11 protein-coding genes are annotated in these 13,184 nt (G+C 61.9%); 9 read left to right on the forward strand and 2 right to left on the reverse strand.

The features are described 5' to 3' along the window. Nucleotides 1–25 precede the first annotated feature (25 nt). Nucleotides 26–790 (reverse strand): class I SAM-dependent methyltransferase, encoded by a 765-nt coding sequence (locus PQU92_RS02210; protein ID WP_272746578.1) that lies wholly within the window; start codon nucleotides 788–790, stop codon nucleotides 26–28. Between the two features lie 236 nt (nucleotides 791–1,026). Here PQU92_RS02210 and ruvX point away from each other — a divergent pair, with 236 nt between their 5' ends. The 8 genes from ruvX to dprA all read left to right on the forward strand — a co-directional run bounded on the left by ruvX (nucleotide 1,027) and on the right by dprA (nucleotide 10,054). Next, the gene (ruvX, locus tag PQU92_RS02215; protein ID WP_272746579.1) at nucleotides 1,027–1,494 is read left to right on the forward strand and encodes a Holliday junction resolvase RuvX; all 468 of its coding nucleotides are present in this window, start codon (nucleotides 1,027–1,029) and stop codon (nucleotides 1,492–1,494) included. After that, nucleotides 1,491–2,429, forward strand: a complete 939-nt coding sequence (locus PQU92_RS02220; protein ID WP_272746580.1) for an AEC family transporter — start codon at nucleotides 1,491–1,493, stop codon at nucleotides 2,427–2,429. Before ruvX ends, PQU92_RS02220 begins: the two co-directional genes overlap by 4 nt. A gap of 86 nt (nucleotides 2,430–2,515) precedes the next feature. Continuing rightward, nucleotides 2,516–3,559: an NAD(P)-dependent alcohol dehydrogenase gene (locus tag PQU92_RS02225; RefSeq protein WP_272746581.1), complete on the forward strand. Its 1,044-nt coding sequence runs from the start codon at nucleotides 2,516–2,518 to the stop codon at nucleotides 3,557–3,559. 195 nt (nucleotides 3,560–3,754) lie between these two features. After that, the gene (locus tag PQU92_RS02230; protein ID WP_272746582.1) at nucleotides 3,755–5,914 is read left to right on the forward strand and encodes a 3-keto-alpha-glucoside-1,2-lyase-like domain-containing protein; all 2,160 of its coding nucleotides are present in this window, start codon (nucleotides 3,755–3,757) and stop codon (nucleotides 5,912–5,914) included. Between the two features lie 41 nt (nucleotides 5,915–5,955). Then, nucleotides 5,956–6,951, forward strand: a complete 996-nt coding sequence (locus PQU92_RS02235) for an aspartate carbamoyltransferase catalytic subunit (RefSeq protein WP_023462777.1) — start codon at nucleotides 5,956–5,958, stop codon at nucleotides 6,949–6,951. Continuing rightward, nucleotides 6,948–8,252 (forward strand): dihydroorotase, encoded by a 1,305-nt coding sequence (gene pyrC / locus PQU92_RS02240; RefSeq protein WP_272746583.1) that lies wholly within the window; start codon nucleotides 6,948–6,950, stop codon nucleotides 8,250–8,252. Before PQU92_RS02235 ends, pyrC begins: the two co-directional genes overlap by 4 nt. Nucleotides 8,253–8,265: 13 nt before the next feature. Then, nucleotides 8,266–8,904, forward strand: a complete 639-nt coding sequence (gene plsY / locus PQU92_RS02245) for a glycerol-3-phosphate 1-O-acyltransferase PlsY (RefSeq protein WP_272746584.1) — start codon at nucleotides 8,266–8,268, stop codon at nucleotides 8,902–8,904. 1 nt (nucleotide 8,905) lies between these two features. Beyond that, nucleotides 8,906–10,054, forward strand: a complete 1,149-nt coding sequence (gene dprA, locus PQU92_RS02250) for a DNA-processing protein DprA (protein ID WP_272746585.1) — start codon at nucleotides 8,906–8,908, stop codon at nucleotides 10,052–10,054. 89 nt (nucleotides 10,055–10,143) lie between these two features. Here the strand turns inward: dprA and PQU92_RS02255 are convergent, their stop codons facing one another. Then, nucleotides 10,144–10,335, reverse strand: coding sequence for a hypothetical protein (locus PQU92_RS02255; protein WP_272746586.1), 192 nt, complete (start codon nucleotides 10,333–10,335; stop codon nucleotides 10,144–10,146). Between the two features lie 179 nt (nucleotides 10,336–10,514). On the opposite strand from PQU92_RS02255, the gene topA reads away from it, so the two are divergent. Next, nucleotides 10,515–13,160, forward strand: coding sequence for a type I DNA topoisomerase (gene topA / locus PQU92_RS02260; protein WP_272746587.1), 2,646 nt, complete (start codon nucleotides 10,515–10,517; stop codon nucleotides 13,158–13,160). The last annotated feature ends 24 nt before the right edge of the window (nucleotides 13,161–13,184 follow it).

The following is a 13,184-nucleotide window of genomic DNA, read 5'->3' on the forward strand; positions in this document are numbered from 1 at the left end:
CTTAAAGAGATAAATGCTGGGCTTTTTACGCGTTTTTACGCAGCAGCCAGAGATCCTGATAAATGCCGTCCCGTGTCCCCACGCCGACGAAGGCCTCGACAGTGAAACCGCGCGACAGAACCTCACGCACATAGGACTGGGGATGGAAGGCGTTGCACAGATTCATGCCGCTCGCCTCTTCGAACCGCAAAACCAGTTCGCCGCGATCATAGGCCGCCCCTTCGGTCTCATTGAGCCCGGAACGGAAGCTGTCGCCGTGCGTGGTGATCAGGATATGACCGCCCGGTTTGCAAATGCGGCGAAGCTCATCCATCCACGCGATCTGAAGATCGGCCGCCAGGTGCGTGAAAACGGAAATCGAATATATCAGGTCGAAACGATTGTCGCCGTAGGTCAGCGGCGGGGTCGCCTTATTCAGCGACAGACTGGCGAACGGCAGGTTGCGCCGGCACCAGTCGTAAAGACGGGGATTATAGTCCGTGCCGCTGAGCTTCGGCCCATCGCCCCCGGTAGCCCCGATTTTCGCCCCAACCTTTTCCCAGTGCCGCAACACCCGGCCGCAGCCGCAGCCGAAGTCCAGCAACTCATCGTCAGGGCCCAGCACGACACCGCAGGACGCCATAAGGTCGAGAATCGTCTCCAGCATATTGGCCCCGAAGCCGAGGAACCAGTCGACGTTTTGCGTACCCGCGACCATCACCCGCATATCGGCGGGCGGCAGGGGCAATCCATCTGCCGACGCCTGAGCCGGGCTATGCCTTTGGGTCCATACCTCTTTGGCGGCAACCATATGTTCGTACGCGCGAAAGCCATAACGTATGAGGCCAAAACGACGCAGAACGTCGGCTACCGATCGGAAGGTGCCCTTTTGTTTTAGCGCTACCCAGCACTGATCTACACGGCCCATACCCACCCCCCCTTTTTGTTGCGGTGCACCCAATTAATACAGTGAACGTCGGTATGGCAAGACAACTTACCCGGCAAACGCTTGACTCTCCCCCCCTAAAAACGTCAAACCCGCTCATCATGGCCATTCTCGATATCACCGATCTCAAATCCGCCCTGCCGCCGCGTACCGGCCTGCTGGGTCTCGACCACGGCGAAAAGACCATCGGCGTCGCCGTCAGCGACATCGGTCTGAGCATCGCCTCGCCGCTGGAACTGATCAAAAAGTCGAAATTCACGCTGGAAGCCGAGCGGCTGTTTGCGCTCATGGCGCAGCGCGAAGCGTCAGGCATGGTCATCGGCCTGCCGGTCAATATGGACGGCACCGAAGGCCCGCGCTGTCAGTCGGTGCGCGCCTTTGCCCGCAACCTGCTCAGGCTTCGCGATATCCCTATCGCCTTCTGGGACGAGCGCTGGTCGTCTAGCGTCATGAATCGCTTCCTGATCGAGGAGGTCAACCTGACCCGTGCCAAGCGCGCCGAGGTCATCGACCGTTCGGCCGCCGCCTATATATTGCAAGGGGCGCTGGACAGGATGCGCGCGGAATGAGCCCTGAGTTATTCGTCAACGGCATCCTGCCGGTCTTTCTGCTGATCGCGCTGGGCTATATCCTCAAGGTCTCAGGCTTTCTCGCCCCGTCCGTGTGGGGGCCGATCGAGCGCATCGCCGTCTATGTCTTCTATCCGGGCTTCCTGATCCCGGCGATCTGGCACGCCGACCTGTCGGGCCTGTCCGCCGGTCCGATCAGCCTGGCCGTGACGGTGTCATTCCTGATCTCGGCGGTAATCGGGTTGAGCCTCAAACCGATCCTTCGCCTGTCCGGGCCGACCTATACCAGCGTCTTTCAGGGCCTGATGCGCTTCAACTCCTTCGTTTTCCTGCCGATCGCCACCGCGATCTTCGGGCCGGACGCGGTGAGCCTGGCCGCCGTGGCCATGAGCGCGCTGATCCCGTTGAGCAATATGGCCTCGATCCTTGTGCTGGCACGCTGGGGCGAGCCCGAAGGCGGCACCAATGACCGTTCGGTCCGGGCGCTTCTGGGGCGGCTGTTCACCAATCCGATCTTTCTGTCGTGCCTGATCGGGTTGGCGCTCAACTTCCTGAAGGTCAATCCGGTGGCCTTTATCGAAAAAGACCTCAAGATGCTGGGCGACGCGGCAATCCCGACGGGTCTGATTCTGGCCGGGGCCGGGCTCAACTTCACCTATATCCGCAGCAAGCCCTACCTCGTCACCACCGTGTCGATGTTCAAGATCGCCGTCGTGCCCCTGATCAGCTGGGGCCTGTGCCGACTGTTCGGCGGCGACCATCTGGCACAGGGTGTAGCTTTGTGTTGCGGAGCAGCCCCCTGCGCTGCCGTCGCCTATGTGCAGGCCCGCCATATGGGCGGTGACGCGCCGCTGATGGCCGGGATCGTGGCCCTGACCACGACCCTGAGCCTGATCACCTTGCCCATTTTGCTGTGGCTGTATCACCTCATTTAATTACACAGGTAATTACGGTGCAGCATCTGGCGCTGCACCATTTGCGCCCCATATGCGGTGAACCTATCAGAGAGAGGTAATCCCACATGACACTCGCGAAAGCCTATGCGGCGCTTGAACCCAAGAAGCCGCTCGAACCCTTTACGTTTGAACGCCGCGCCCCGAACGAAGACGATGTCGTCATCGACATCCTCTATAGCGGCGTCTGCCATTCCGACATCCATCAGGTCCGCGACGAGTGGTTCCCCGGCATCTATCCTCAGGTCCCCGGCCATGAAATCGTCGGCCGCGTCCGCGAAGTCGGGTCAAAAGTCACCAAGTTCAAGGAAGGCGACGCGGTCGGCGTCGGCTGCTTCGTCGATTCGTGCATCCACTGCCAGACGCGCGACGTCGATCGCGAACAGTACATGCCCGAGCAGGCGGTCATGACCTACAACAGCCGCGACCGCGACGGCCTGCCGACCTACGGCGGCTATTCCGACCATATCGTGGTCAAGGAAGGCTATGTCCTCAAGGTGCCGGAGCATCTGCCGCTGGACGGCGCAGCACCCTTGCTGTGCGCCGGGATCACCCTGTGGTCGCCGCTGAAACACTGGAATGCCGGTCCGGGCAAAAAGGTCGCCATCGTCGGCCTCGGCGGCCTCGGTCATATGGGCGTCAAGCTGGGCCATGCTCTGGGCGCCGAAATCACCGTGCTGAGCCAGTCTCTGGCCAAGAAGGACGATGCACTGGCACTTGGCGCCGACCATTATTACGCCACCAACGACGCCGAAACCTTCAAGACTCTGGCCGGGTCGTTCGACCTGATCATCAATACGGTGTCCGCGCCGATCGACTGGAACGCCTATCTGGGCCTGCTCAAGATCGACGGCACCATGGTACTGGTCGGCGTGCCGGAAAATCCCGTCCCGGTTCACGCCTTCTCGCTGATCATGGGCCGTCGCTCGCTGGCCGGCTCCAGCATCGGCTCGATCAAGGAAACGCAGGAAATGCTCGACTTCTGCGGCGAGCATAACATCGTCTCGGACATCGAGCTGATCGACATCCAGTCCATCAACGAAGCCTATGAGCGCGTCATTAAATCCGACGTGCGCTACCGCTTCGTCATCGATATCGCGTCGTTGAAATAAACATCCTCGCATGGCGGATACCTAAAGCCCGGCGGCTCTTAAAGGAGTGGCCGGGCTTTTTCGTCTGGCCTATATGTAAAACTAATTATACTATAATTTTAGGCGCCACTTCAAAGTCGCGCATTTGAGTCCGAAAACCGCCAAATAAATTTGGCACTTTTCGGCATGCGCTTTGGAACGCTGCGGAGGAAAACCATGTCACTATCCCGGCGTTCCTATTTGCTGGCGACCGCGTCGATGGCGCTGGTCGCTGCCGGCAAGGCTGCGGCACAGTCCGTTTCCGAACGGGTGGTCAAGCTCGACGGCACGGCGGGCGGCAAGCGCTTCGACGGCATTGGCGTGGTCAATGGCGGCGGCGCAACCTCGGTCCTGCTCAAGGACTATCCGGAACCGCAGCGCAGTCAGATCCTCGACCTGCTCTATAAACCGAAGTTCGGTGCCTCGGTCAGTGCGCTGCTGGTCGAAATCCCCGGCGACGGCAATTCGACGCAAGGCTCGATGCTCAGCCACATGCACAGCCGCGACGACCTGAATTACGGGCGCGGCTATACGTGGTGGATTCTGAAGGAAGCCAAAAAGCGCAATCCCAAACTCAGCCTCGACGCCGCGGCGTGGAGCGCCCCCGGCTGGATTGGCGATGCGGGAAGCCATTTCGACAAGATCGGCAAGAACGGCAATGTCGAGTTCTTTTCTCAGGACGCCGTCGATTACTACATCAAATGGCTGGAAGGCCTGCGCACCGTCCACGGCCTCGAACTCGATGCGTTGGGGGTACGCAACGAAAAGGGCGTCAGCTACGGCTTCGCCAAGGCGCTGAAAAAGGGCCTGACGACGCGGGGCTTCGACAAGGTGAAACTGCACGCCTTCGACAACTGGCCCAAGGACAAGCTCGACTTCATGGCCGACATGAAGACCGATACCGAACTGCGCGACGCCATCGACGTCATCGGCGCGCATGTTTTCTATGCCCATACCCACGCCACGCCGGAACAGCAGGCCCTGGCCACGGAACTGGGCAAGCCGATCTGGAACACCGAGGACCACGTCTATCTCAAAGGGTTCGACTGCACGATCGGTCTGGTCCAGTGCTTCAACCACAATTTCATCAAAAGCGGCGCGACGCGGGTCGTCAACTGGTACGACATCGCCGGGCTTTATCCGACCGAGCCCTACCCCGAAGACCCGGCCACCGTGCTGGCCTGGGAGCCGTGGAGCGGTCACTACCGCATCCGCGAGGCCCTGTGGGGCTATGCGCACTATGGCCAGTTCAGCGAAATCGGCTGGACCTACCTCAAGGGCGGCAGCGGCGAGCTGCCTCAGGGCGGCTCCTATGTGACGCTGAAATCGCCCGACGAGGATTACAGCGTCATCATCGAAACCAGGGGCGCAAAAGCGGCACAAAGACTGACCCTTGTCCTTATGCAGGGTTTGTCGTCAGCGCCGCTATGCGTGTGGAAAAGCGACGCAAAAGCGCAGTTCATCCGCCAGCCCGATATACAGCCGCATACGGGCGTGGCCAGCCTGATACTGGAACCCGACGCCATCTATTCGCTGTCGACCACGACGGGACAACAGAAGGGCAGCTTCGCCGACATTCCGGCCTCGCGACCTTTCCCCTTCCCCTATCTTGAGACCTTCGACGGTTACGACATCAGGGCGCACGGTTACCTGCCGCGGTATACCGCCGATATCGCCGGGGCGTTCGAACTGACCGCCCGTCCCGATACAAAAGGCCAGTGCCTGCGTCAGGTCGTGCCCGTACCGACCATTTCGTGGGCGCCTGACTGGCAGCCCTATACGATCCTCGGCGATGCCGCGTGGACCGACTACGAGGTCAGCGCCGATGTCTGGCTTACAGACGGCGACACGGCGGGCGTCATGGGCCGCATCACCCATGTCGGCACCGGGTACGGCTTCATCCCCAAGGGCTATTATCTCGAACTGAAGGACAACGGCGACGTCCGGCTGATCGCCATTCGCGGCAAGAAGAACCCGAAGGAGGTCATAGGCGATGCCGAGCAGCAACGCCTGATCGCGGCGGGCAAGTTCGAAGGCGACGGCGGTGAGCTGGTGCTCGGTACGGCGAAGATCAAGGCCCGTGCCGGTCAGTGGCACCGACTGACCCTGCGCTTCGAAGGCCAGACGATCACCGGCCTGATCGACGGCAAGGCGACGGTGACGGCCACCAACGCCCTTTATGACAAGGGCATGGCAGGGCTTCTGGCCGGGCAGGATAAGACGCGCGTCAGCCGCCCCTACTTCGACAATGTGCTGATCAACCGGGTGAAGGGCAAAACCCCCAAACTGGCCACGGCGCAGGCCCGTCAAACCGCGATCTACGCGAAGGGCGGATAGCCCCTTCCCTCGCCCTGAGTCGTCGGCTATAGCACGGCTTTATGACACGCATCGCCGCCACCGATCCGCAGGTCCTGCTGGAGATGATCCAGTCGCGCCTGTTCGCCTTCCCCAAGCGCCACTTCAATGCCGCGCAGGATCTCGATCCGCCCGACATTCTGGCCCTGCTCGACCTGGCCGATGTGTTCGTCGATCTCAACCGGCGCACCAACAAGAAGCTCGACCTGCTCAAAGGCCGGACGCAGGTCAATCTGTTCTTCGAAAACTCGACACGGACCATGTCGTCGTTCGAACTGGCCGGGAAGCGCCTTGGGGCCGACACGGTCAATATGAACCCGCGCACCTCAAGCGTCGCCAAAGGCGAGACCCTGATCGACACGGCGGTGACGCTCAACGCCATGAAGCCCGATCTGCTGGTGGTGCGCCATTCGGCGTCCGGCGCGGCGGAGCTTCTGGCGCAGAAGGTGGGTTGTTCCGTCATCAACGCTGGCGACGGCCAGCATCAGCACCCGACTCAGGCGCTTCTCGACATGTTGTCGATCCGACGCGCCTTCGGGCATGTGGATAGCCTTACCGTGGCCATCTGCGGCGACGTGGCCCATAGCCGCGTGGCAAGGTCGAACGTCATCCTGCTCAATGCGATGGGGGCCAATGTGCGCCTTGTCGGGCCGCCGACGCTCATTCCCGGCGACGCCGATCAATGGGGCGTCGAGGTCTATCACGACATGCGCGAAGGCATTGCCGGGGCCAATGTGGTGATGATGCTGCGCCTTCAGCTTGAACGCATGGATGGGGCCTTTATCCCCTCGACGCGCGAATATTTCCGCTATTTCGGGCTGGATCGCGAAAAGCTGGCCGTGGCGGCCAAGGATGTGCGCGTCATGCACCCCGGCCCGATGAACCGCGGCGTCGAAATCGACTCGGAAATCGCCGACGATCTGTCGATCTCGCTCATTCAGGATCAGGTCGAGATGGGCGTCGCCGCCCGCATGGCCGTGCTGGCCAGTCTTGCGGCGCGTCTGGAGACCGACCGATGACCCAAAAACAATCCCAAGCCATCGCCCTTGTGAACGCGCGCCTGATCGACCCGGCCAGCGGCTATGACGGTCCCGGCAGCCTGATCATCGCCGAAGGCCTGATCGCCGAAGTCCTGCACACCGCGCACCTGCCGTCGGGCTCCGCCGACATGAAGGTCATCGACTGCGACGGCAATGTCGTCTGTCCGGGCCTGATCGACCTGCGCGTCAAGACCGGCGAACCGGGGGCCGAGCCCAAGGAAACCCTCAAATCCGCCAGCCGCGCCGCCGCCGCCGGGGGCGTGACCAGCATGGTCGTTCAGCCCGACACCGACCCGGTCATCGACGAACCGGCCATGGTCGACTTCATTCTGCGCCGCGCCCGCGACATCGAACTGGTCCACGTCTACCCTGCCGGGGCCGCCACCAAGGGCCACAATGGCAAGCAGATGGCCGAAATCGGCCTGATGTCGGAATCCGGCGCGGTCTATTTCACCGATGTCGAACACCCGATCGTCAATTCCAAGGTGCTGGCCCGCGTCCTCAGCTACGCCAACGGCTTCAACGCCCTGATCGCGCACCGGCCCAAGGAGCCGTGGCTGTCCGACGGGGCCGTGGCCACCTCCGGCGAAATGGCCGCGCGCATGGGTTTGTCGGGCGTCTCGGCGCTTAGTGAACGCATCGCTTTGGAACGCGATTTAGCCCTGGTCGAACTGACCGGGGCGCGACTGCTGGTCGATCAGATCACCACCGCCGGTTCGGTCAAGGCCATCAAACAGGCCAAGGCCAGGGGCCTCGACGTCTATGCCTCGGCCTCGATCAATCATCTGGTGTTCAACGAGATCGATATCGGCGATTACCGCACCTTCTACCGCCTCGATCCGCCGCTGCGCTCAGAAGACGACCGCTCGGCCCTGGTCGACGCTTTAGCCGACGGCGTCATCGATGTGGTGGTGTCGAACCACACGCCGCTGCCTGCCGAGGATAAGCGCCGCCCGTTCAGCGAAGCCGAACCCGGCGCCATTGGCTTGCAGACCCTGCTGCCCGCCCTGATCGGGCTGCACCACGACCGCGAGATTCCGCTGATCGATTTGCTGCGCACGGTGACGAGCAATCCAGCGGCCCTGATCGGGTTAGACGCCGGACGTCTGGCCGTCGGGGCCCCTGCCGACCTGATCCTCGTCGATATCGACGCGCCGTTTTCATTGCGCGAAAGAGACATCCTGTCAAAATCGAAGAACTCCCCCTTTGAAAACCGCACGTTGCAGGGCAAGGTGGAACTGACACTGGTGGACGGGCGAATCGTCTACCAAAGCGCTTAGGATTCTGTTCCCCATGACCGCCCTTCCCGCGTGGACCATCTATGCCCTGTCGGCCTTCGGCGGTTATCTGCTGGGCTCGATCCCGTTCGGCGTCCTGACCACAAAGCTGGCGGGGATCAATATCCGCGAGGTTGGCTCGGGCAATATCGGCGCGACCAATGTCTTAAGAACGGGCCGTAAGGATCTGGCGCTGATCACTTTTTTAGGCGACACCGGTAAAGGTGCGGCGGCGGTCGGACTGGCCTTCGCTTTGCTTCTCAGTCTCGATCAGGCCACGCGTCAGGTCGGCATGGCGCTGGCGGGCGGCGCGGCCTTTCTCGGCCACCTGTTCCCGGTATGGTTGCGCTTCAAGGGCGGTAAGGGTGTGGCGACGTTTCTGGGCACCCTGTTCGCTGCGGCGTGGCCGATGGGTCTGCTGGCTGCCGGGACGTGGCTGCTGACGGCCTTCATTTTCCGCATCTCGTCGTTGTCAGCGTTGGTCGCTGCGGCCCTGATCGCGCCGCTGGCCCTAGTGTTCGATCAGCCGCACGCCTTTATCGTCATGGCGCTGTTCATGGCGGTGCTGATCTATGTCCGCCATCGCGACAATATCCGCCGCCTGCTGAAAGGCGAAGAGCCGAAGATCGGCAAGAAGAAAACGGCTGAGGTTTAAATTGCTCGACGGGGGGGAAGAGGAACAGTTTGGACGCATACCGCCCTGCACCGATGAGGCCGAACGCTTCGCGCGGCTGCAACTGGCGCGCACCCACCGCATCGGACCGGTCAATTTCCACCAACTGATCCTGCGTTTCGGCAGCGCCATTAAGGCCATCGAAGCCCTGCCGGTTATCGCCAAACGCGCAGGCGGCGCCTTGCAACCCGCCAGTCGTGACGCCGTCGAGGCCGAGATCGCGCGCGGCACCACCGCAGGGGCGCGCCTGATCGTGTTGGGCGATCCCGCCTATCCGAAGCTTTTGGCCGAAATCGCCGCCGCCCCGCCCATACTGTGGGTGATGGGCGAACAAAAAGCCTTCCCCACCCGCGCCATAGCCATCGTCGGCGCGCGCAATGCCTCCGCCGCGGGCAGCCGTATCGCGCACACGCTCGCCAAAGACCTTGGCGAAGCGGGTTTTTTCGTCGTTTCGGGTCTGGCGCGCGGCATCGACACGCAGGCCCACGCGGGCAGCCTCAAGACCGGCACGGCGGCCGTCTTGGGCGGCGGCGTCGATGATATCTATCCGCCCGACAATGCCGACCTCTACCAGTCGATCAAGGCCTATGGTGCGCTGGTGTCCGAAAGCCCGGTCGGCTACCGCGCTCGTGCCGGGGACTTCCCGCGCCGCAACCGCCTGATCAGCGGCATGACCATGGGCACCATCGTCGTCGAGGCCGAACTGCGCTCGGGCTCGCTGATCACCTCGCGACTGGCCAACGAACAGGGCCGCGAGGTCTTTGCCGTGCCGGGTTCACCGCTCGATCCACGCTGCCGCGGTCCCAATGACCTGATCCGTCAGGGCGCGACCCTGTGCGAGACCGCCGAAGACGTCATCCGGACTCTGGACGGACAGATGTCGCTGTTCGAGCCCGCCGCAACCCCCGTGCCGCTCCACGCCGTGACGCCCTTGCACGATATGGATTTAGACAAAGCGGTCGATTCTGTCCGCGACCGGTTGCTGGGCCTGATCAGCCACGTCCCTGCCCCGCGCGAGGACCTGCTGCGGCTGGCCAATGCCCCCGTCCATATCGGCTTTGCCGCCTTGGGTGAACTGGAAATCGCGGGCCTGATTGTCACCACGAATGAAGGGCAGTACGTCAGGGCTTAGAATGGAATGGATAAGTCATTCCATTCTAAGTTTTTGCTTTGTCGCGATATTGCAGCCCAAAACCGCTTCACACTTTTGGGCATATCGCTCTAAACCCCGCGGGTCTTGCGGTATATCCGGCGCAAAGAGTCGCTGAGGGCCGGCGCGCCGATCTGATCGGCCAGGACCGACAATTCCACCGCCATCTCCCCGATATAGTTCAGCACACCTTCACGATGGACCGTCTCATCGATCGGGGGATAGGCGCCTTTGTTGGCCTCGGTTTCCGGAATATTCGTCATGGGCACCTCTACTATCGCAACAGAACGTTACGATAGTATTTTTAACCTTAAGTTGCAATTACCAAATTCGCCTCTGCGTTGACATATGCGGGGACGCAGCCCATGTTCGACCTCGAAAAATACAGGTGCCTTACATTCAATCAGTTGATCTTCTCAGCTTTGTCCCTATTAAAGACCTCATGAACCTCGTCATCGTCGAAAGCCCGGCCAAGGCCAAAACCATCAACAAGTATCTCGGCAAGGATTACACCGTGCTGGCCTCCTACGGCCACGTGCGCGATCTGCCGTCGAAGGATGGGTCGGTGAAGCCCGACGAAGACTTCGCCATGAGCTGGGAAGTCGACGCCAAGGCGAGCAAACGCCTGAGCGACATCGCCGACGCCGCCAAGAAGTCCGACCGCGTTATCCTCGCGACCGACCCCGACCGCGAAGGCGAGGCCATTTCGTGGCACGTACTCGAAGTTCTCAACAAAAAGAAGGTGTTGAAGGAAAAGGTCGTCGAACGCGTCACCTTCAACGCCATCACCAAGTCCGCCGTGCAGGAGGCCATGGCCGCTCCGCGTCAGATCGACATGGAACTGGTCGAGGCCTATCTGGCGCGCCGCGCGCTGGACTATCTGGTCGGCTTTACCCTGTCCCCCGTTTTGTGGCGCAAGCTGCCGGGTGCGCGTTCGGCCGGTCGGGTGCAGTCGGTGGCGCTCAAGATCGTGGTGGACCGCGAGCTTGAGATCGAGAAGTTCAAGACCGAGGAATACTGGACCGTCGACGCCGAGGTCTCGGCCAATTCGCCGCCCTTCACCGCGCGTCTGAACCTGCTCAATGGCAAGAAGCTGGCCAAGTTCGACCTGAACACCGCCGACAAGGCCGAGGACGCGCGCAAGGCGATCTCGCTGTCGAAATTCGCCGTCGAAGCGGTCGAGCAAAAGCCCGGCAAGCGCACACCGCCGCCGCCGTTCACCACCTCGACCCTGCAGCAGGAAGCCGCGCGCAAGCTTGGGTTCAACGCCCAGCGCACCATGCAGACGGCGCAGAAGCTGTACGAAGGCGTCGATATCGGCGGCGAAACGACCGGCCTGATCACCTATATGCGGACCGACGGCGTCTATATCGAGCCACAGGCCATCAGTGAGATCCGCAAGGTTATCGGCGAGCGCTTCGGCGCACCTTACGTGCCCGGTGAACCGCGCCACTACAAGGTCAAGGCCAAGAACGCGCAGGAAGCCCACGAAGCCATCCGCCCGACCTCGCTCTATCGCCGTCCGGAGACCCTGCGCCTCGACGGCGATCAGGCGCGTCTGTACGAGCTGATCTGGAAGCGGACCATGGCCTCGCAGATGGAAGCCGCGCGCGTCGAAAAGACGACCATCGACCTGCTCAATCAGGACAAGGCGATAGGCCTGCGCGCAACGGGGCAAGTCATCACCTTCGACGGCTATCTGGCCCTCTACGAAGAAGGCAAGGACGACGAGACGGACGAAGACGGCGGCCGCCTGCCCATGCTGCGCACCGGCACCCTGGTCGATGTCCACGACATCAAGCCCGCCCAGCACTTCACCGAGCCGCCGCCGCGCTATTCCGAAGCCTCACTGGTCAAGCGCATGGAAGAACTGGGCATCGGGCGTCCCTCGACCTACGCCTCGGTCCTGACCGTGCTGCGCGATCGCGACTATGTCCGCATGGACAAGAACCGCTTTATCCCCGAGGACAAGGGCCGTCTGGTCACCGCCTTCCTCGATCAGTTCTTCTCGCGCTACGTGCAGTACGATTTCACCGCCGATCTCGAAGAAAAGCTCGATCTGGTCTCGGCGGGCGACCTCAACTGGAAGGCGCTGCTGCGCGAATTCTGGGACGCCTTCAATGCCAAGGCCGGGGAAATCGCCGAATTCCGCGTGTCGGAAGTGCTGGATCGCCTGAACGAGTCGCTGGGGCCGCACATCTTCCCCGATAAGGGCGATGGCTCGAACCCACGCGCCTGTCCGTCGTGTTCTGAAGGCCTGCTCAGCCTGAAAACCTCGCGCTTCGGTGCCTTTATCGGCTGCTCGAACTACCCGGAATGCAAATATACGCGCCCGGTCGGCAACCCCGAAAACGCCTCCGACGACGGCGGCGCGGCGGGCGACCGCGAACTTGGCACCGATCCGGAAACCGGCAAAGTCGTCTCGCTGAAAATCGGACGTTTCGGGCCTTACGTGCAACTGGGCGAAGCCGAGTCGAAAGAGGACAAGCCGAAACGCTCAAGCTTGCCGAAGGCGTGGCCTCCGGCGTCGATCGACCTTGAACGCGCGCTGAAACTGCTGTCCATGCCGCGCGAAGTCGGTCTGCACCCCGAAGATGGCAAGCCCATCGTCGCGGCTCTGGGCCGGTTCGGGCCGTTCATCGAGCACAACAAGACCTATGCCAATCTGACCAGCTTCGAGGATATCTTCGAGGTCGGGCTGAACCGCGCCGTGGTCCTGCTGGCCGAAAAGCGCGCCAATGGCAAGGGCAAGGCGTCGTCGGTCGCGCCGCTCAAGGAACTGGGCGCGCATCCGGAATCGGGCGACCCGATTCAGGTCATGGCCGGTCGCTATGGGCCTTACGTCAAATGCGGCAAGGTCAATGCGACCATCCCGAAGGATGTTCAACCCGAAGACGTGACGCTGGAACTGGCGCTGGAGCTGATCGCGGCCAAGGGCGGCGTGAAAGCGGGCGCGAAAAAGGCTCCGGCCAAGAAGGCCGCTACGAAAACCACGGCGGCCAAAAAACCTGCGGCGAAGAAGACGATCACCGCAGCCAAAAAGGCACCGGCGAAAAAAGCCTCCGCAAAGGCCAAGACGGAGGCATAATTCGACGTTCGGGGGGCGGAATGC

It is taken from the genome of Asticcacaulis aquaticus, assembly GCF_028550415.1.
In the GTDB taxonomy this organism is placed as follows: domain Bacteria; phylum Pseudomonadota; class Alphaproteobacteria; order Caulobacterales; family Caulobacteraceae; genus Asticcacaulis; species Asticcacaulis aquaticus.

Coding starts and splice junctions, on each gene's coding strand:
- PQU92_RS02220 (WP_272746580.1), top strand. CDS start 1,491: ATGAGCCCTGAGTTATTCGTCAACGGCATCCTGCCGGTCTTTCTGCTG.
- ruvX (WP_272746579.1), top strand. CDS start 1,027: ATGGCCATTCTCGATATCACCGATCTCAAATCCGCCCTGCCGCCGCGT.
- pyrC (WP_272746583.1), top strand. CDS start 6,948: ATGACCCAAAAACAATCCCAAGCCATCGCCCTTGTGAACGCGCGCCTG.
- PQU92_RS02225 (WP_272746581.1), top strand. CDS start 2,516: ATGACACTCGCGAAAGCCTATGCGGCGCTTGAACCCAAGAAGCCGCTC.
- plsY (WP_272746584.1), top strand. CDS start 8,266: ATGACCGCCCTTCCCGCGTGGACCATCTATGCCCTGTCGGCCTTCGGC.
- PQU92_RS02255 (WP_272746586.1), bottom strand. CDS start 10,335: ATGACGAATATTCCGGAAACCGAGGCCAACAAAGGCGCCTATCCCCCG.
- PQU92_RS02235 (WP_023462777.1), top strand. CDS start 5,956: ATGACACGCATCGCCGCCACCGATCCGCAGGTCCTGCTGGAGATGATC.
- PQU92_RS02210 (WP_272746578.1), bottom strand. CDS start 790: ATGGTTGCCGCCAAAGAGGTATGGACCCAAAGGCATAGCCCGGCTCAG.
- PQU92_RS02230 (WP_272746582.1), top strand. CDS start 3,755: ATGTCACTATCCCGGCGTTCCTATTTGCTGGCGACCGCGTCGATGGCG.
- topA (WP_272746587.1), top strand. CDS start 10,515: ATGAACCTCGTCATCGTCGAAAGCCCGGCCAAGGCCAAAACCATCAAC.